15 protein-coding genes are annotated in these 18,204 nt (G+C 73.6%); 11 read left to right on the top strand and 4 right to left on the bottom strand.

The features are described from left to right. Positions 1 to 8: 8 nt before the first annotated feature. Positions 9 to 2,144: an anthranilate synthase component I gene (locus NYZ98_RS00195; protein ID WP_262840284.1), complete on the bottom strand. Its 2,136-nt coding sequence runs from the start codon at positions 2,142 to 2,144 to the stop codon at positions 9 to 11. Positions 2,145 to 2,475: 331 nt separating this feature from the next. On the opposite strand from NYZ98_RS00195, the gene NYZ98_RS00190 reads away from it, so the two are divergent. The 4 genes from NYZ98_RS00190 (at position 2,476) to mctP (ending at position 6,738) form a co-directional block, all read left to right on the top strand. Continuing rightward, positions 2,476 to 4,071 (top strand): CocE/NonD family hydrolase, encoded by a 1,596-nt coding sequence (locus tag NYZ98_RS00190; RefSeq protein ID WP_262840282.1) that lies wholly within the window; start codon positions 2,476 to 2,478, stop codon positions 4,069 to 4,071. A 57-nt stretch (positions 4,072 to 4,128) separates the two neighbouring features. Continuing rightward, the gene (locus NYZ98_RS00185; RefSeq protein ID WP_262840280.1) at positions 4,129 to 4,686 is read left to right on the top strand and encodes a VOC family protein; all 558 of its coding nucleotides are present in this window, start codon (positions 4,129 to 4,131) and stop codon (positions 4,684 to 4,686) included. A 217-nt stretch (positions 4,687 to 4,903) separates the two neighbouring features. Beyond that, positions 4,904 to 5,137: a DUF3311 domain-containing protein gene (locus NYZ98_RS00180; RefSeq protein ID WP_262840279.1), complete on the top strand. Its 234-nt coding sequence runs from the start codon at positions 4,904 to 4,906 to the stop codon at positions 5,135 to 5,137. Beyond that, the gene (gene mctP, locus NYZ98_RS00175) at positions 5,134 to 6,738 is read left to right on the top strand and encodes a monocarboxylate uptake permease MctP (protein WP_262840278.1); all 1,605 of its coding nucleotides are present in this window, start codon (positions 5,134 to 5,136) and stop codon (positions 6,736 to 6,738) included. The genes NYZ98_RS00180 and mctP overlap by 4 nt, the downstream gene beginning before the upstream one ends. Here the strand turns inward: mctP and NYZ98_RS00170 are convergent. Next, positions 6,732 to 7,145: a DUF6285 domain-containing protein gene (locus tag NYZ98_RS00170; RefSeq protein WP_262840277.1), complete on the bottom strand. Its 414-nt coding sequence runs from the start codon at positions 7,143 to 7,145 to the stop codon at positions 6,732 to 6,734. The two genes, mctP and NYZ98_RS00170, sit on opposite strands and share 7 nt — an antisense overlap. A 50-nt stretch (positions 7,146 to 7,195) precedes the next feature. On the opposite strand from NYZ98_RS00170, the gene NYZ98_RS00165 reads away from it, so the two are divergent. Continuing rightward, the gene (locus NYZ98_RS00165; protein ID WP_262840276.1) at positions 7,196 to 8,386 is read left to right on the top strand and encodes an acyl-CoA dehydrogenase family protein; all 1,191 of its coding nucleotides are present in this window, start codon (positions 7,196 to 7,198) and stop codon (positions 8,384 to 8,386) included. Between the two features lies 1 nt (position 8,387). Next, the gene (locus NYZ98_RS00160) at positions 8,388 to 9,374 is read left to right on the top strand and encodes a phosphotransferase family protein (RefSeq protein WP_262840275.1); all 987 of its coding nucleotides are present in this window, start codon (positions 8,388 to 8,390) and stop codon (positions 9,372 to 9,374) included. Positions 9,375 to 9,440: 66 nt separating this feature from the next. On the opposite strand, the gene NYZ98_RS00155 is transcribed toward NYZ98_RS00160, so the two are convergent. Both NYZ98_RS00155 and NYZ98_RS00150 read right to left on the bottom strand, forming a co-directional pair. Continuing rightward, positions 9,441 to 10,430 carry a substrate-binding domain-containing protein gene (locus NYZ98_RS00155; protein WP_262840274.1) on the bottom strand — a complete coding sequence of 330 codons (990 nt, stop codon included), beginning with the start codon at positions 10,428 to 10,430 and terminating at the stop codon, positions 9,441 to 9,443. A 175-nt stretch (positions 10,431 to 10,605) separates the two neighbouring features. Further along, positions 10,606 to 11,241, bottom strand: a complete 636-nt coding sequence (locus NYZ98_RS00150) for a TetR/AcrR family transcriptional regulator (protein WP_262840273.1) — start codon at positions 11,239 to 11,241, stop codon at positions 10,606 to 10,608. Positions 11,242 to 11,419: 178 nt separating this feature from the next. Here NYZ98_RS00150 and NYZ98_RS00145 point away from each other — a divergent pair, with 178 nt between their 5' ends. The 5 genes from NYZ98_RS00145 (at position 11,420) to NYZ98_RS00125 (ending at position 18,109) form a co-directional block, all read left to right on the top strand. Continuing rightward, positions 11,420 to 13,180, top strand: coding sequence for a serine/threonine-protein kinase (locus NYZ98_RS00145; protein WP_262840272.1), 1,761 nt, complete (start codon positions 11,420 to 11,422; stop codon positions 13,178 to 13,180). An 80-nt stretch (positions 13,181 to 13,260) separates the two neighbouring features. Further along, positions 13,261 to 14,124 carry a hypothetical protein gene (locus tag NYZ98_RS00140; RefSeq protein WP_262840271.1) on the top strand — a complete coding sequence of 288 codons (864 nt, stop codon included), beginning with the start codon at positions 13,261 to 13,263 and terminating at the stop codon, positions 14,122 to 14,124. Position 14,125: 1 nt separating this feature from the next. Then, the gene (locus NYZ98_RS00135) at positions 14,126 to 15,235 is read left to right on the top strand and encodes a hypothetical protein (protein ID WP_262840269.1); all 1,110 of its coding nucleotides are present in this window, start codon (positions 14,126 to 14,128) and stop codon (positions 15,233 to 15,235) included. Between the two features lie 94 nt (positions 15,236 to 15,329). Beyond that, a complete protein-coding gene (locus tag NYZ98_RS00130; RefSeq protein ID WP_262840268.1) occupies positions 15,330 to 16,802 on the top strand; it encodes a serine/threonine-protein kinase in 1,473 nt (490 codons plus the stop codon). Next, the gene (locus NYZ98_RS00125; protein WP_262840267.1) at positions 16,799 to 18,109 is read left to right on the top strand and encodes an AAA family ATPase; all 1,311 of its coding nucleotides are present in this window, start codon (positions 16,799 to 16,801) and stop codon (positions 18,107 to 18,109) included. Before NYZ98_RS00130 ends, NYZ98_RS00125 begins: the two co-directional genes overlap by 4 nt. Positions 18,110 to 18,204: the final 95 nt, after the last annotated feature.

Here is an 18,204-nt window from a genome sequence, read left to right as displayed (position 1 = left end):
GCCTTTACTCAACCACGGCACAGCCGCAACACGTTGCCGACGATCCTGGCCCCGGCGCCGCCCTCGGCGGTGAGGATGGACTCGGGGTGGAACTGGACGCCGAACCGGCGGTTGGCGGTGTCCTCGATGGCCATGACCGCGCCGTCGGGGGTCAGCGCGGTCACCGTGAAGCCCTCGACGCCGGGCCGCTTGGCGTGCAGGGAGTGGTAGCGGGCGGCGGTGAACCGCTCGGGCAGCCCCTCCAGCAGCGCGCTGTCGCCGACGCGGCCGACCTGTCCCCGCTTGCCGTGCTCGGGGTGGTCCAGCAGCGACAGGGTGCCGCCGGCGTGCTCGACCATCGCCTGCAGGCCGAGGCAGACGCCGAACACGGGCAGTTCCCGGGCGTACAGGGCGTCCACCAGGGCCGAGCAGCCGAAGTCGGACGGCCAGCCGGGGCCCGGTGAGAGCACGACCATGTCGGGGGCGATCTGGTCGAGCATCGCGGCCGGGAAGCCGTGCCGCAGCGTGACGACGTCGGCGCCGTGCTGGCGGAAGTAGTCGGCCAGGGTGTTGACGAAGGAGTCCTCGTGGTCGACGAGCAGGACCTTCATGCCCTCCCCTGGCCGTTCGGCCGCGGGCGCCGCCGCCCCGGCCGGGGTCTCGGGGGCCCCGACGGCCGCCAGGGCCCCGAGCAGGGCGCTGGCCTTGAGCTCGGTCTCGCGCTCCTCGGCGCCGGGGTCGGAGTCGAACAGCAGCGTCGCGCCGGCCCGTACGGTGGCGACGCCGCCCCGGATCTGGGCGGTGCGCAGCGTGAGGCCGGTGTTCATCGACCCGTCGAACCCGAGGTAGCCGACGGCCCCGCCGTACCAGCGGCGGGCGGTGGACTCATGGTCCTCGATGAACTGCATGGCCCAGGTCTTGGGCGCGCCGGTGACGGTGACGGCCCACATGTGGGTGAGGAAGGCGTCCAGGGCGTCGAACTCGGGGCGCAGGCGGCCCTCGATGTGGTCGACGGTGTGGATGAGGCGGGAGTACATCTCGATCTGGCGGCGGCCGATGACCTGGACGGTGCCCGGGACGCAGACCCGCGACTTGTCGTTGCGGTCGACGTCGGTGCACATCGTCAGCTCCGACTCCTCCTTGACCGAGGTGAGCAGGGTGCGGATGGCCTCGGCGTCCTCGACGGGGTTGGTGCCCCTGGCGATGGTGCCGGAGATCGGGCAGGTCTCGACCCGGTCTCCCAGGACGCGGACGTACATCTCCGGGGAGGCGCCGACGAGGTGCTCGCCCTCGCCGAGGTTGAACAGGAACTCGTAGGGCGCGGGGTTGCTGTGGCGCAGGCCCCGGTAGAAGCCCGAGGGGTCGGGGCAGGGGGCGTGGAAGACCTGGCCGGGGACCACCTCGAACAGGTCGCCGCGCCGGAATTTCCGCTTGGCGGCCTCGACGATGGTGGCGTAGTCCCCCCGGACCGGGTTGCCGGGGATCTCGGCGGGGGCGGGGGTGAGCGGGACCGACTCGCCGGCGCGGGGCAGGCCCCGGGTGGAGACGCCGTCGACGGTGAACTCGTACAGGTACTCCCTGCTGGTCTCGCGCTTGCGGTCGATCACCATGACGCGGTCGGGCAGGTGCAGGACCAGGTCGCGCTGGTCGGCGGCCCGTTCGAGCTCCTGGCGGATGGGCTCGAACTGGAACGCCAGGTCGTAGCCGAACGCCCCGTACAGCCCGAGGTGCCCGTCCTGGCCGGCGAAGGCGGCGATCACCTCGCGGATGGCGGTGAAGACCGTGGGACGGCGGCTGCGCATCTCCTCGGGGAGGATCTCCGCGGACTCCTCGACGCGCACCTCGACGTGGTCGCCGGTGGGCTCGGTGGTGGGCTTGCCCGCGGCCAGCAGGCAGGAGGCGACGGCGGGGAGCACGACGCGGCCCCGGTCGTTCAGCGCGCGCGCGGAGATCCTGCGGCCCCGGGCGACGATCTCCAGCACGGGGTCGATGTAGGCGAGGTGCCATCGGCTGTAGCGGCCGGGGTACTCCATGCCGGAGGAGAGCACGCCGCCGCGCCGCTCGCCGAGCGAGGAGACGACCTCCTCGAGCACCGATTCCGGAACGTCGGCGGTCGACACCTCCACGTCGATGCCGCCAGCGGTGGTATATCCGCTTATGTCCACCCTTGCCTCGCCCTTCTTGATCTTCGTTTGACCCCGGGCGGGCACGAAAAAGGCCGCCTCCCGGGGCGGCCGTCCGAAATGAATGCGAAACACGCGCCGCCTAGAAGCAGCGCCACCACTGAGCAGGTGAATTCGTTCGCATACTCCCGATGGTAGCGGCACAGCCGGTCCCCCCGCCACTCGTTCGGCACGGGAGGCCTCCGGGGGCCGGACGGCGGGAGGGTGACATTGGTCACAGCGCCCGGCGGACGGTAGCATTAGCATGTTACCAGTGAGTAACGCGCTGCTTACATCGACCGGGGCATGACTCCGCTTACAGCGAGGAGCGCTCATGGCTGGGGTTCAGTACAGGGTGGTCGTCCACAGGGACATGCGGATCCCCATGACCGACGGCGTCCTGCTCGCGGCGGACCGCTACATCCCGATCGGCGTGAGCCGGCCCCCGACCATCCTCATCCGCTCACCGTACGGCCGGCGCGGCCTGTTCGGGCTGGCCTACGGCAGGGCCTTCGCCCGGCAGGGCTTCCAGGTGATCCTGCAGAGCTGCCGGGGCGGGTTCGGGTCGGGCGGCGAGCTGGCCCCCCTCGACGAGCAGGACGACGGCCTGGCGACGGTCGAGTGGATGCGCGCCCAGCCGTGGTACGGCGGGACCTTCGCCATGCACGGGCCGAGCTACCTCGGATACGCCCAGTGGGCCATCGCCCCGTTCGCAGGCCCCGACCTGAAGGCCATGGCCACGCAGGTGACCGCCTCCCAGTTCCGCGACGCGGCCTACGTCGGCGGGTCGTTCGCCCTGGAGTCCACGCTCAGCTGGAGCACGCTGACCTCGCTGATGACCGGGCCGCTCAGCGGCGCCGCGGTGCTGTTCGCCCCGCGCCGGACCCAGCGGGCCGTGCTGTCGGGCCGGCCGGTCGGCGAGCTGGACCTGGTGGCGGCCGGGCGCTCGCTGCCGTTCTACCAGGAGGTCGTCACCCACCACGCCGACCCGGCCGTGCCGTTCTGGAAGAAACGCGACTTCTCGGCCACCGTCGGCGAGGTCGACGCGGCGGTCACCATGACCGGCGGCTGGCACGACGTGTTCCTGCCCTGGCAGCTCAAGGACTACGCCGCCATGCGCGCGGCCGGGCGGCGCCCGCACCTCACGATCGGGCCCTGGCACCACGCCGACGTGCGGCACGGGCGCCTGGCCAACCTCGACGCGCTGGCCTGGTTCCGCGCCCACCTGCTCGGCGACCCCTCGGGCGTGCGCGCCAGCCCCGTCCGCCTGTACGTCACCGGCGCCGGGGAGTGGCGCGACTACGACGACTGGCCCGTGCCCGGCACCACCGCGCGGCGCTGGCACCTGCAGTCGGGGTTCGGCCTGGGCACCGAGGGTCCCGGGCCGTCCTTCCCCGACCGGTACCGCTACCACCCGGCGCGGCCGACCCCCTTCCTGGGCGGGCCGACGCTGCTCGGCAGCTCCGAGCCCCGCGACAACCGGCGGCTGGAGGCCCGCTCGGACGTGCTCGTCTACACCGGGGAGGTGCTCGCCGAGGACCTGGACCTGATCGGGCCGGTCTCGGCCGACGTCCACCTGCGGTCCAGCACCCAGCACACCGACCTGGTGGTCCGGGTGTGCGACGTGCACCCCGACGGCACCTCGCTGAACGTGTGCGAGGGCGTCCGCCGCCTGACCCCCGGGGCGCCGCCCTCCGACGACGACGGCGTGCGCCGCGTCGAGGTCGAGATGTGGCCGATCGCCCACCGCTTCCGGCGCGGCCACCGCGTGCGGGTCCACGTGGCCAGCGGCGCCTACCCCCGGGTGGCCCGCAACCTCGGCGGCGGCGAGCCGCTCGGCACCGCGCGCACGATCGTCCCGGCCGACCAGGAGATCTTCCACGACCCCGGCCGCCCCTCGGCGGTGATCCTCCCCCACGCGGCGGGCTGACCTCCGCCCCGCGTTGTGATAGGCAGGTGCGAAGGCGGGCCGTCGCGAGGAGGGGCCATGGAACCGGTGAACACCGAGTTCGAGCTGCGGGGGGTCAACCACCTGGCGCTCGTCTGCTCGGACATGAGGCGGACGGTCGAGTTCTACTCCGAGGTCCTCGGGATGCCGCTGATCAAGACGATCGAGCTGCCCCTGGGCTGGGGCCAGCACTTCTTCTTCGACTGCGGCGGCGGGAACGCGCTGGCGTTCTTCTGGTTCCCCGACGCGCCCGAGGCGGTGCCGGGGGTCTCGGCGCCCAAGTCGCTGCCCGACCGGGGGGAGCTGCTGTCGGCGGTGGGGTCGATGAACCACATCGCCATCGACGTCCCGCCCGAGCGCATCGAGGAGTACCAGCACAAGCTCATCGCCAAGGGCGTCGACGTCGGGGTGATCCTCAACCACGACGACAGCGAGTTCGGCGTGGCCCCCGAGATGCACGATGGCGTGTTCGTGCGGTCCATCTACTTCAAGGACCCCGACGGCATCCTGCTGGAGTTCGCCGCCTGGACGCGCGACCTCGCCGACACCTCCCCCGTGCGCCACGAGCCGAGGACCGCCGCCGACCGCACCCTGTGATCCGCGCGCCGCACCCGCAGGGCCAGGCGCCGACATCGCCGGCGACGTCGAGGGCGATCCCGGGGCGTACCGGCGTCCCTGAGCGGTGGCCGTTCGGCGCGCCAACGCGCGCGTTCGGCGATTGGTGAGGAGACCGTCCCCGCCGCGAAATACGCTTCGCAGAACCGAAGGACTGGCCTCACCAGGCTAGTTGCGCCTCTCTTCTCCCTAGGAGAGTGTGTTGACCACGCCACCCAGCGATCAGCGCCCCGCTCGCCGCGACCGCAGCCCGTGGAACTGGCTGCTGATCGTCCCGATCGTGATTCCCTTGATCACCGCCCTGTACAACTCGGACGAACCCCGCCTGTTCGGGTTCCCGCTCTTCTACTGGCTCCAGCTCGCGTTCATCATCCTCGGCGTCACGGCCACCACCGTGGTGTACCAGATGGGCAAGAAGAGGAGCGGGCGATGAGCGGCCACGTCACCGAGATCGTCGTCTTCGCGATCCTGTTCCTGATCGTCAGCGGCATGGGCTTCGTCGCGGCCCGCTGGCGCCGCCCCGACGACCTGGCGAGCCTGGACGAATGGGGGCTCGGCGGACGCAAGTTCGGCTCCTGGGTCACCTGGTTCCTGGTCGGCGGCGACCTGTACACCGCCTACACCTTCGTGGCGGTCCCCGCGCTGCTGTTCGGCGCCGGGGCGACGGGCTTCTTCGCCCTGCCGTACACGGTCGTGGTCTACCCGCTGGTGTTCCTGGTACTGATCCGGCTCTGGTCGGTGGCCCACGTGCACGGCATGGTGACGCCCGCCGACTTCGTGCGCGCCCGCTTCGGCTCCCCCACGCTGGCGCTGCTGATCGCGATCACCGGCCTGGTGGCCACCATGCCGTACATCGCGCTGCAGCTCGTCGGCATCGAGGCGGTGCTGAAGACGATGGGCGTCACCGGCGACCTGCCGCTGATCATCGCCTTCGCGATCCTGGCCGCCTACACCTACCAGTCGGGCCTGCGCGCGCCCGCCCTGATCGCCTTCGTCAAGGACGCGCTGATCTACGTCGTGATCATCGTGGCGATCATCTACATCCCGACCCGGCTGGGCGGCTGGGGCTCGATCTTCGACGCGGCCAAGGCCAAGTTCGACGCCACCCCCGCGCCGGACGGCATCCTGCTCAACGCCAACAACCAGCTCCAGTACATCACCCTGGCCCTCGGCTCGGCCATGGCGCTGTTCCTGTACCCGCACAGCGTCACCGGCGTCCTCGCGTCGCGCAGCCGCGGCGTGATCAAGCGGAACATGTCGGCGCTGCCGGCGTACAGCCTGCTGCTCGGCCTGATCGCGCTGCTCGGCTACATGGCCATCGCCGCCAAGATCACGCCCATCACCGCCGGCGGCAAGGCCGACGTCAACACGGTGGTCCCCCAGCTGTTCGACAAGATGTTCCCCGACTGGTTCGCCGGGGTCACCTATGCCGCCATCGGCATCGGCGCCCTGGTACCGGCCGCGATCATGTCCATCGCGGCGGCCAACCTGTTCACCCGCAACATCTACAAGGAGTACATCAAGCGGGACGCCACCGACGCCCAGGAGGCCGCGGTCAGCAAGATCGCCTCGCTGGTCGTGAAGATCGGCGCGGTGCTGGTCATCCTGCTGATCGACCCGCAGTTCTCCATCGACCTCCAGCTCATCGGCGGCGTGATCATCCTGCAGACCCTGCCGGCGGTGGCCCTCGGCCTGTACACCCGTTGGTTCCACCGGGCCGGCCTGATCGCCGGATGGACCGCCGGCATGGCGGCGGGGGTGCTGATGCTCTACAACGTCGCCAACCCGGCGACCAACCACGCCCACTTCGGCGGCTCGGCCTTCTCACTGGCCAAGCTGGGCCTGGACACCAAGATGACGATCTACGCCGGTTTCCTGGCGCTGGCCGTCAACCTCGTGGTCGCGGTCGCCGGCACGCTCATCGCCCGGGCCGGCAAGCTCACCGACGGCACCGACGCCACCCGCCCCGCCGACTACGAGGCCGACGAGGGCGACCCCCGCGTCCACGAGATCGAACTCTCCGGCTCTCACTGAGCCTCGCCGAGGTAGCCGGGGTTCGCGACCAGGAGCTTGTCCCGCACGGCCGCCACCAGCGCGGCGGCCGTCGCGGGGTCCCCGTCCAGGCGGCCCTCGCGGATGGCGGCGGCCAGGGCGGCGTCGCCGGTCACGCCGAGGGCGGCCAGGCGGGCGGCGTGCGCCTCGGCCTGGGCCGGGCCGAGGCGGATCTCGCGTTCCACCATGCCGAGCACGTTCACCGCGACCCGGGTGTGGAAGGCCGTGCGCCCTTCCAGGGCCGGGAGCACCTCGCCGGACAGGAACTCCCGCACCGCCGCCACCAGGTCGGCGGCGGAGGGCACGTCATGCGGAGGGCACGCGGGCGGCACCTCGGCAGGACGGCCGGGGGTCGCGTCCTGCCGGCCGGCGGGCGGTGGCTCGGTCATGCGGGCTCCTGTCCGTTGACCCGGCAACGATTCTCCGATGAGATCGTCGCATGAGCTTCGCCGTTCCCGACAGCGTGCGGCCGATCCGCGACGCGGTGCACGCGTTCATGACCGAGCGGGTCGAACCCGCCGAGGAGATCGTGCACCGCGGCGGCGAGCAGGCCGCCACCACGCTGCGCGACCTGCAGCGCCAGGCCAAGATGGAGGGCCTGTGGGCGCTCGGCCATCCGAAGGACCTGGGCGGCGGCGGCCTTCCGTTCCTCGACTACGTCTACGTCAACGAGGTGCAGGGCCGCAGCGAGCTCGGCCAGCTCGCGCTCGGCACCTTCACCCTCCAGGACTCGCTGATGCTGAACCAGTACGCGAGCGACGAGCAGCGCGAGCGGTTCCTCGCGCCGCTGGTCCAGGCGGAGATCTGGCCGAGCTTCGCGATGACCGAGCCGGAGGTGTCCAGCAGCGACCCCACCCAGTTGCGGACCACCGCCGTGCTGGACGGCGACGAATGGGTCGTCAACGGCCACAAGTGGTTCACCACCGGGGCGAACCGGGCCGCCTACACGACGGTGATGTGCCGCACCGAGACCGACGCCCCGCCCCACCTGGCGTTCTCCATGATCCTGGTGCCCACCGACACCCCCGGGTACGAGATCGTGCGCGACACCCCCGTGCTCGGGATCCAGAGCGGGCACTGCGAGGTGCGGTACGAGGACGTGCGCGTGCCCTCGGGCAACCTGCTCGGGCCGCGCGGGCAGGGCTTCGTGATCGCCCAGCAGCGCCTCGGCCCCGGGCGCATCTTCCACTGCATGCGCTGGCTCGGCCAGGCGCAACGCGCCTTCGACCTGATGTGCGCCCGGCTGCACGAGCGCAGCGCGTTCGGCCAGCCGCTGGCCAAGAAGCAGCTCATGCGCCAGCACGTGTTCGACTCCTACACCGAGATCCAGTCGGCCCGGCTGCTCACGCTGAACGCCGCGCAGGCCATCGACCGGGGCGAGCAGGCCAGGGTGGAGATCGGGGCGGTGAAGGTGGTGGCCGCCCGCATGCTGCACAACGTGATCGACCGGGCCATCCAGGTCCACGGCGCGATGGGGCTCACGCCCGACACCCCGCTCGACCGGATGTACCGGCACGCCCGCGCGGGCCGCATCTACGACGGCCCCGACGAGGTGCACATCGACTCGGTCGGCCGCCGGATCCTCGGCGAGTACGCCTCGGGCGGCAACTGGGAGTTCGGCCTGCGCTGACATGGGGGACGCCGAGGAGCTGGTGGCGGAGGTCTTCGGGCCGGGGACGGCCGTCGAGGCGCGGGTCCGGCTGCCCGGCGGCGCCTCGCGGGAGACGTGGTCGCTGGACGCCGTCACCCCCGGCGGCGCCCGGCGCGAGCTGGTCCTGCGCCTGGACTCCCCCGGCGCCGCGCCCGGCGCCGGTGCCGGGCTGCCCCGCGAGGCGGCCCTGATGCGGGCCGCGCGGTCCACCGGCGTGCCCGTCCCTGAGGTGGTCGCCGAGGGGACCACCGGGCAGGGGCGGGCGTACATCCTGATGGACCGGATCGAGGGCGAGACCATCCCGAGGCGGATCCTGCGCCGCTTTCCCGGCCTGGGCCCGCTGCTGACCGACCAGTGCGGGCGGATCCTGGCCGCCGTGCACCGCATGCCGCACGACCCGCTGTCACCGGACGGCCCGGGGCCGGGGGCGGGCGGCCCGGGTGGGGTGCGGGATCCGCTGGAGGAGTGGCGGGAGCTGCTGGACGCGACCGGGCGGCCGCACCCGGTGTTCGAGCTGGCGCTGCGGCGCCTGGCCGCGACCCGGCCCGCCCCGGGGGACGTGGCCGTCGTGCACGGTGACTTCCGCAATGGGAACCTGGTCGTCGGCCCGGACGGCGTCAGGGCCGTCCTCGACTGGGAACTGGCCCATCTCGGGGACCCGGCCGAGGACCTCGGCTGGCTGTGCGTGAAGGCGTGGCGTTTCGGCTCGTCCCTGCCGGTGGGCGGGTTCGGGGACTACGACCGGCTGCTGCGGGCCTACGAGGAGGCCGGCGGGCACCCGGTGGGACGCGCGGCACTGCGCTGGTGGGAGACGTTCGGCGTGCTGAAGTGGGGCGTCATCTGCGTGATGCAGTCCGAGCGCCACCTCGGCGGCGGCACGCGGTCGGTGGAGCTGGCCGCGATCGGCCGCCGGGTGTGCGAGAACGAGTGGGACCTGCTCGGCCTGCTGGGCCTGCTCGACGCGTGACCTCGCGCCCGCCGGGCGGTGGGCGGTGGACGTGGCGGGCGGTGCGCGGGTGCGGGTGCGGGCGGGTCAGAGGCGGAAGCTGTCGGAGGCGCTGGGGAGGAACAGCTCCTCGGGGGTCCAGCGGCGGTTCGCCAGGCCCTGCTCGTGGGAGTAGCCGGCGAACCTCTCCAGCACGTGGCGGTTGCGCTCGAGCCCGTGGTCCCAGTACCCCGCGCCGAGCACGTCCAGGGTCTCGCGGACGTGGTCGTGCAGCCACGGCAGCATGACCTTCAGGGCGTTGCGGTGCGTCAGGTCCTCGTAGGCCAGCCGCAGGGACGCGTCGAAGGCCTTGGTCAGCGACCGCGCGACCCACGGGTGCCGCTCGTGGACCGCCTTCTTGATCACGACCGTGTGCATGATGGGGAAGATCGAGGTGCGGCGGTAGTAGTCCTGCTCGACCTGCTTGAAGTCCTCGAACAAGTGCCTGATGTGCGGTTCGCGGCCGAAGCAGGACGGCTGCCCGGCGCTGTAGACGGCGTCCAGCTCGCCCGCGGCCAGCATGCCGGAAAGGGTGCTGCCGGGCGGGATCGGCGTGACCTGGATGGTGCCGGGGAGGTCCAGGGCGATCTTCTCGGTGCGCCCGCTCTGCTCCATGCCGCCCGTCCAGTAGGTCACGGAGTCGACCGGCACGCCGTGCTCCTCGGCGAGGATCCCGCGCTGCCAGACCCCGGCCGTCATCTGGTACTCGGGGGTGCCGACCCGCTTGCCCACCAGGTCCTGCGGCTTCTCGATGCCGCTCCTGGCGTTGACGTAGATCGACTGGTGGCGGAAGGCCCGGGAGGGGAACACCGGCAGCGCGACGAACGGCGGGTCGGGCTCGTTCAGGGTGAGCACGTAGGACGACAGGCTCATCTCGCTGACGTCGAACTCCTGGTGGCGCAACTGCCGGTAGAAGGTCTCCTCGACGGGCAGCGCCAGGCAGTTCAGGTCGATGCCCTCGGGCCGGACCCTGCCCTCCCGCAGCGCCTTGACGCGGTCGTAGTCCCAGCAGGCGAAGGACAGGGGGAGTTCGGACATGCGGGCGCTCCTTCGTTCCACGGGGACCTCACGTGACGAACGGCCGGACCGCGCGTGCTCGTCCCCGGACGGCGTGATCGATTCCACCGAAGGTGATGGTAGCGGGACAGATCACCCAGGCGACCACGAACCGGAGGCCGCTCCGCCCCGCCGCCGCGCCGGGGGCGGGATCGTCCTACACGTCGGCCGGGCCGCCCGGCCGGTCGCGGCTGAGGGGCGGGGGGGCCGTCATGGCGGCGACGATCACGTCGGCGAGCCCGTCGACCACCTGGCGGCGGTCGACCTCGTGGTGCTCCAGCCACCAGTCGCCGGTCGTCTGCACCATGCCGACGAACGCGTGGCCGAGGATCTGGGCGCGCACCGGGTCGGCCACGGCGCCGTCGGCGGCGATGACCGCGCCGAGCTCCTCCCCCAGGCTGCGGACGATGCCGGCCATGTGGGAGTGCGTCCTGCTGTCCTCGGCGCCGGCGCGGTGGAACAGGAAGCGGTAGAGGTTGAGGTTGCCGGAGATCATGTCGAGGTAGGTGCCGATGGTGGCCCGGGCGCGGCCGCGCAGGTCGGCGCGGGCCTTGGCGAACTCGGGCCGGAGCTGCTTGATCACCGTGCGGATGTGCCGGTCGGCGAGGGCCTGGTAGAGGCCGCTCTTGTCGCCGAAGTGGCGGTAGAGGATGGGCTTGGAGATGCCGGCCTCGGCGGCGATGGACACCATCGACGCCTGCGGGCCCTCGCGCCGGATGACGCGGTCGGCGGCGTCGAGCAGGGCCCGGCGGCGGTCGGGGTCACGCCCCGCTTTCTCCGCCTCGGTCGCCATGCTGGACAGCATAGGGGCACTTCTCCGTCACGTACCGCTGTCAGGTGATCGTGTCATCACAAGCATCACCATTTGGCGTTATAAGCGATGGATCATCGTGAAACTGTGGCCTTGGCGGAAATATCGGAGGGACCGTTTCCGATAGGGTGCCGCTCGCGGATCGTGATGGAGGTGGCCGGTGAGCGAGCCTGGGGCGCCCGATGTGCCGGGCTACGAGGTGCTCGGCATCCTCGGGCAGGGCGGGTTCGGCGTGGTGTACCGCGCCCGGCAGCTCGCCGTGCGCCGTGAGGTCGCCCTCAAGGTCGACAACCGCGTTCTGGTCAGCGAGCGCGACCGGCGGCGGTTCATGCGGGAGGTCACCTCGGCCGGCGCCCTGTCCGGCCACCCGCACGTGGCCGACGTCTACGACGCCGGGGTGCTCGCCGACGGCCGGCCGTACATGGTGCTGGAGCTGTGCCCTGGCGGCTCGCTGGCCGACCGGCTGCGCGAGGAGGGCCCGTTCAGCCCGCGCGAGGTGCGCGACATCGGCGTGCGCGTCGCCGACGCGCTGGCGGCGGCCCACGCGGCGGGCGTGCTGCACCGCGACGTCAAACCCGCCAACATCCTGGTCAACGGATACGGGATGGTGGCCCTGTCGGACTTCGGGCTGGCCATGACCGCGCAGGCCGACAGCGACATGTCGGTCACCCGCGACTCGCTCACGCCGGCGTTCGGGCCGCCCGAGGCGTTCGAGCTGGCCGAGCCGAGCCCGGCGGGCGACGTGTACTCGCTGGCGGCGACGCTGTACGCGCTGCTCAACGGCCGTCCGCCGCGCTTCCCCGAGTCCGGCGTGGTCAACATCGCGGTCATCATGGCGTTGCACCGGCGGCCGGTGCCGGAGATCCCCGGGGTGCCGCCGGAGCTGACCGCCGTCCTGCGCGCCGGGCTGGCCACCGACCCGCGCGAGCGGGTCCCCTCGGCCGCCGCGCTGCGGGACGCGCTGTCGGCGGTCCCCGCGCACGTCCTCTCCGGCGCCCGCCCGGCCCCCGCGCCGCACCCCATGGCCCCCGGCCAGGGACCCTCGCGTCCCGGCGCCCCCCACTCCGGACCCTCAGGACCGTCCCCGTACGACCCGTCGCGACCTGGATCGGCCCCGTCCAGGCCGCCTCGTCCGGCCACGTCCTATTCGGGGGCGCCGTCCCAGTCCGCGCCGGGGACGGGTTCCCGGGACGGGGCGGCCACCCACGGCGGGCGTGACCGGCGGGGAGGTCCCGGTGCCGGCCCTGAGCCGGCCGGGCCGGGCGGCCGCGACGCGTGGGAGACCCGCCCGCCCTCCTCGCCGAAGCAGTACGCGCATGCCGGGCGGTACGTCGCGGTGGCGGGCGTGTTCGCCCTGCTCCTGGCGGCCGGGACGGCGATCATGCTGCACGAGAGGCTCGCGCCCGGGGACGGCCAGGTCTCCTCAGGTCCGGGCCGGACGGTGACCGGTACGGCCGGTCCGGTGTCGGCGGCCCCGTCGTCCTCCTCCCCCGGCACGGTCGCGACCACCACCGTGAACTGCCCGGCGGCGGCCGTCGCCGGCGCGAACGCCGCCTGCGGGCGGGAGGCGGAGTGCTGGGGGGGCATCGTGGCGATCACGGGCTCGGTGTCGGTCAAGCGGCGCGGCTGCGAGGAGACCCATTCGTGGGAGACCTTCGCCGTGGCCCCGATGCCGGTGGACGCGATCACCTACGACCTGCAGGACCTGGAGGGGCACCCTCTGGTGAAGAAGCTGTGCTCGATGCAGGTGCTCATCCAGTCGAGGTACGGCGCGGCCAAGGCGATCGCCCCGGCCAAGTGGATGGTCTCGGTGCTGCCGCCGACCCCCGAGGCGTTCAAGGAGGGCGTCCGGATCTACCGCTGCGTCGGCGGCGTGATGGGCCGCGACCGCCCCGGCACCTACTTCCGCCCCCTGAGCTGACCGGTGCGCGGGACGGGTGACACGCCGAGTGAACACTGGAAATCCCTGGAACTCAAGGGAACTGTTGGTACGCTCCGGGCGTGAGTGAATCGCTGGACGATCTCGAGGAGCGGATCAACACGCTCCGGAGCGAGATCCGCCGGGCCGTCCGGGCCCGCGAGGGCGCGCTCGCCAGGTCGTTGCGCGCCGAGCTGCGCGGGGCCGAGCGGGCCTGGGACCAGGCGCTGGCCGCCCACGAGCCCACCCCCGACGAGGCGGCCCCCGACGAGCCGCCGGGGTCGCTGCTCCCGGTCCGCGAGCAGGTCCACCAGGCGCTCACGCTGCTCGGCGTGCCCGCCGCCGGGAAGATGATCGTGGCGGTGCACGGCGCCCTGCGCGCGGGCTCGCTCAGGGGCCCGCAGCTCACGAGCCTGCGCCGCGACGAGGAACGCTCGTTCAGGACCTCGCCCTTCGCCCGGCCGTACTACCTGTGCGCCGCGCTCACCGACCGCCTGTCGGCGTCGCGGGGACTGCTCGCGGTGAGCACGTGGCCGCTGGAGAAGCGGGTCATCGGCCCGCTGAGCCCCCGCGTCGACTTCCTCACCACCGCCATCCGCGTGGCCGAGCACCTGCTGCGGCTGGACGAGCCCGCCGAGCAGGCCCCGCCCGGCGCCCAGCGGCTGCTGGCCCGGCTGGCGCAGAACATCCCCGGCGCCGCGCCGTACGGGACCGGGACGCCCGGTGCGGGCGCCGCGGTCAGGGGCGCGGGTCCCGGCGTGGTGCCCGGGTTCGCCGTGCCCGACCCGGCCGTGGTGGTGAAGGCGGCCCGCGCCGAGCTGGCGGTGCACGCCGACGCCGACGCCACGGCACGCGCGGAGATCGCCGGTCGCGCCCGCGACCGGCTTCGCGACCCCGAGCGGCTGTTCGGCGGCGCGATGCTGACCCTGGCCAGAAGAGAGGCGTGAGGTGGACCGACTCGACGAACTGCGCGGCCCGGTGCCGCCGCGCCCCCACGACGCGCGGGCGATCGCCGCGCTGGCGGCCAACCCCGGGTGCGCCCGCCGCGCGGTGCTGGACGCGGCCGGGATCGACAAGGACGCCACCGCCACCCACCTGGGGTTCCCGGCCCCGTTCGGCCAGTCGCCGTTCGCCATCACCCGGGGGAACGTGTTCGAGGCGCTGGTGAAGGAGAGCGGGTGCGCGGAGCTGCTGAGGCTGCTGCGCGAGATCCTCGGCCTGCCGATCCCGCTGGCCTCCTACACCGACCTCGGGGACGTCGGCGGCAACCCGTCGGCGCACCTCCGCCACTCCCACACCCGCCGGCTACTGGACCGGGCGGCCCGCGACGGCGACGACGCCGGGACGCTGTACGACCACCCGCTGCTGCGGCTGGACATCGCCGGCCACACCTCCTACCTCGAACCGGACGTGGTGGCGTTCCGGCTGGGCGGCCGGTTCCACATCGTGGAGATCAAGTCGTTCTCCGTCATCGACGGGCAGGCCGAGCCGGACAAGGTCGCGGCGGCGGCCCGCCAGGCCGCCGTGTACGTGCTGGCGTTGCGCGACACGCTGGAGGAACTGGGCCACGACCCCGCGCGGGTGTCGCACGACGTCGTCCTGGTGTGCCCGGAGAACTTCGCCAACCGGCCGGCGGCGACGCTGGTCGACGTGCGCAGGGAGCTGGCCGTGCTCAGGAGGCAGCTGGCCCGCATGACCCGGGTCGGCGCGATCGTGGACGCGCTGGAGCCCGGCCTGACCTTCGACCTGGTGCCGGACGCCGGCGGCGCGCCGACCCGCCCGGTGGCCGACCTGCGCGAGGCGGTGCGCGGGGTCGGCGCCCGGTACGCGCCCGACTGCCTGTCGACGTGCGACCTGTGCTTCTTCTGCCGCGACGAGGCCGCGTCCGAGGGGTCGACCGACCTGCTGGGCCGGCAGGTGCGCGACGCGCTCGGCGGGGTGGCGACGGTCGCCGAGGCGCTCGGGCTGGCCGACGGGTCGCTCATCCCCGACGAGGGGCAGGAGGAGATCGCCCGCCTGCTCCGCCTCGCCGACCGCATGTACGCGGAGGTCTCGTGACCCCGCCGGACGCGGGCCCCGGCGGGCCGCCACTCACAGGGACCGGCGGGCCGTCGCCTGCGGGTCTCGGCCCGCCGTCGCCCGCGGGGGCGGCGTGAGCACGCTCGCCGCGCTCGCGCGCCTGCGGGCGGTGCACACCGGCGCCGCGCAGCGGCTGGCGACCGTGCGCCACTGCCACCTGTCGGAACGCCCGATGGTCTTGATCCCGCTGAGGCTGGCGGGCGAGGCCGCGGCGCCGCTGGCCGCGATGGCGGGCACCGACCCCGCCCGTCCCCGGCTGCTGGTGGTGCCGCAGCCGCGCGACCGCGACCTGCGGTTCGCCTTCGCCGCCGAGCTGGCCGAGATCCTGCTGCCCTACATCGAGGGCCTGCAGAAGGCGACCGAGACGGTCGAGCGGCGCGGCGCCGAGCCGTTCGAGCGGTGCGTCGACGCGCCGCAGGTCATCGTCCCCAACCGGAGCGCCGTCGCGTTCGTCCAGTTGCTCGGCCGCTCGACCCGGTTCCGCCGGGCCGAGGGCGAGTACGCGGTGCACCCGTCGGTGCCGGTGCTGGGCCGGTGGCTCACCTTCCTGGCCCAGCGGGCGCAGTACCCCGGGTCGGCGTCGCTGCTCGCGGCCACCGAGGCGATGTCGCTGCACTGGGCCACCGGCCAGAGCGCGCTGGAGGACGCCAACCTCGCGTCCCTGATGGGGTGGATCGACCCGCCTCCGGGCATGACGGGGGCGGAGGCGGCCAGGGAGGCGGAGGACCCGCTGGTCTGGCCGCCCGCCGGGCCGGCCACCGACCCGGGTTTCGACAGCGAGGTCCTGGCGCCCGCCATCCGGGCGTACGCGGAGACCCGGTCCGACCGCGCGGCGGCGCGGGTCGGCGAGGCGGTGCGCTCGCAGCTCGAACCGACGTGGCGGCTGATGTGGCGGGCGGTCGGCCTGCTCGGCGCGCTGCCCGCCGGGCCGGGCGTCGCGGCGCGGTGGGAGGGTGACCGCGCGTCGTTCACCGGCTTCGCGGCCCAGCTCGCCGAGGGCGGCCCGCCGCAGCCCAAACGGGACGGCGCGGTCGGCGCGGCGTCGCGGCTGGCCCGCATGGAACGGGCGCAGGCCTCCTACGACGCGCAGCGGGCCTACGACGACCCGCTGGTCATGGCGGGCCACCGGCTCACCGGCGAGGCGTTCACCGGCACGGTGCTGGCCGCCGACCCCGACCACGCCGAGGGCGAGGGCCGGGGACGCAAGCTGCGCCCGCTGCTCACCGTGCGTACCTCCGACCCCGTGCGGCTGGCGGCCGGGACCCGGCTCGGCACGCCCGAACGGCGCGGCCAGCAGGCCGAGGTCGTCGAGATCACCGGCGGGCACGTCACCCTGAAGATCGTCAAGGGGATGGGGCGCGGCAGGACCGCCAGCCCCGGCTCGGTGCCCGAGGTCGGCGAGCGGGTGTGCTACGCCGCCCTGACCGACGAGTACCAGCCGCCGGCGAGCCTGCCCGCCCCTGAGGACACCCCGTGGACGCACGGCGGGCCGCCGCCCGAGCACGTCCCCGCCGTGGAGGAACCGGACGAGGAGGAGTGGGCGTGACCGTTACGGAGCCCGCTACCGCGCGCGACGCGGCGGCGGTCGTGGAGGCGGTCCTGGCCGACCTGCCGGACCACCGCGGCGTGGTCGTCGACTCACCGCCTGGCGCGGGCAAGTCCACCCTGGTGGTGCGGGCCGCCGGGCACCTCGCCGCCACCGGCGAACCCCTGATGATCATCGCTCAGACGAACGAGCAGGTGGACGACCTGATCGTCCGGATGGCCGCCGAGCACCCCGGCGTGCCGCTCGGGCGGCTGTCGGCCGCCGACTACTCGGTGCCGCGCCGCGTGATGGGCAAGGCGAGCATCGGCACCAAGCTGCCCGACCTGGGCGACCCGGCCGTGGTGGTCGCCACCGCCGACAAGTGGGCCTGGGCCGGCGACCGCACCTGGCCGTGGGCCATCGTGGACGAGGCCTACCAGATGCGGTCGGACAAGCTGCTGCGCATCGCCGGGCTGTTCGACCGGGCCCTGTTCGTCGGGGACCCCGGCCAGCTCGACCCGTTCTCGATCGTGGACGGCGACCGCTGGGCGGGCCTGTCGTGGGACCCGCTGCAGAGCGCGGTGGCGGTGCTGCTGCGCCACAACCCCGGCCTCCCGGTCCACCGGCTCCCGGTCTCCTGGCGGCTGCCCGCCTCGGCCGCGCCGGTGGTGTCGGAGGCGTTCTACCCCTACACCGGGTTCCGGGCCGGCACCCTGCCCGGCGAGCGGCGCCTGTCGTTCGCGGCGGGCGGCATGCGCACGGCCTACGACCGCGCCCTGGAGGAGGCGGCGGTTTCGGGGTGGGCGCTGTACGAGCTGCCGAACCGGCACACGGTGCGCACCGACGCCGAGGCCGTCCAAGCCGTGGCCGTGCTCGCGGCCCGGCTGCTCCAGCGGGCGCCGGTCGCGCACTCCGAGCGCGGCGAGCACCCCGTCACCGCCGACCGCGTCGCGATCGGCGCGGCGCACCGCGACCAGGTGGCCGCGATCCAGGCCGCCGGGGTGCCGGAGGGGGTGACCGTCGACACGGCCAACCGGTTGCAGGGCCGGGAGTACGACGTGACGATCATCCTGCACCCCCTGTCGGGGCGCAGGGACGCCACGGCCTTCCACCTGGAGTCGGGGCGGCTGTGCGTGCTCACCTCGCGCCACCGGCACGCCTGCGTCGTCGTCGCGCGTGCCGGGATCCCCGAGCTGCTGGACGCCCACCCGTCCGCCGAACCGGTGCGGCTCAACGTGCCGGTGAAGTTCCCCGACGGCTGGGAGGCCAACCAGGCCGTGCTCGCCCACCTCGCCGCGCACCGCGTCGAGGCGGCGCCCCTGCGGTGAGACCGCGCGGCACAGGCCCTGCGCTACGGGGAAGCGCGGGGGCCCGGGGGCGGGGGGCCCGCGGCCCCGGGGGCGGCGCCGCTGGGCGAGGGGGG

Origin of the sequence: Sphaerisporangium corydalis, from assembly GCF_025506355.1 — a bacterium.
GTDB lineage: Bacteria > Actinomycetota > Actinomycetes > Streptosporangiales > Streptosporangiaceae > Sphaerisporangium > Sphaerisporangium corydalis.
This window is presented reverse-complemented; position numbering and strand designations above follow the sequence as displayed.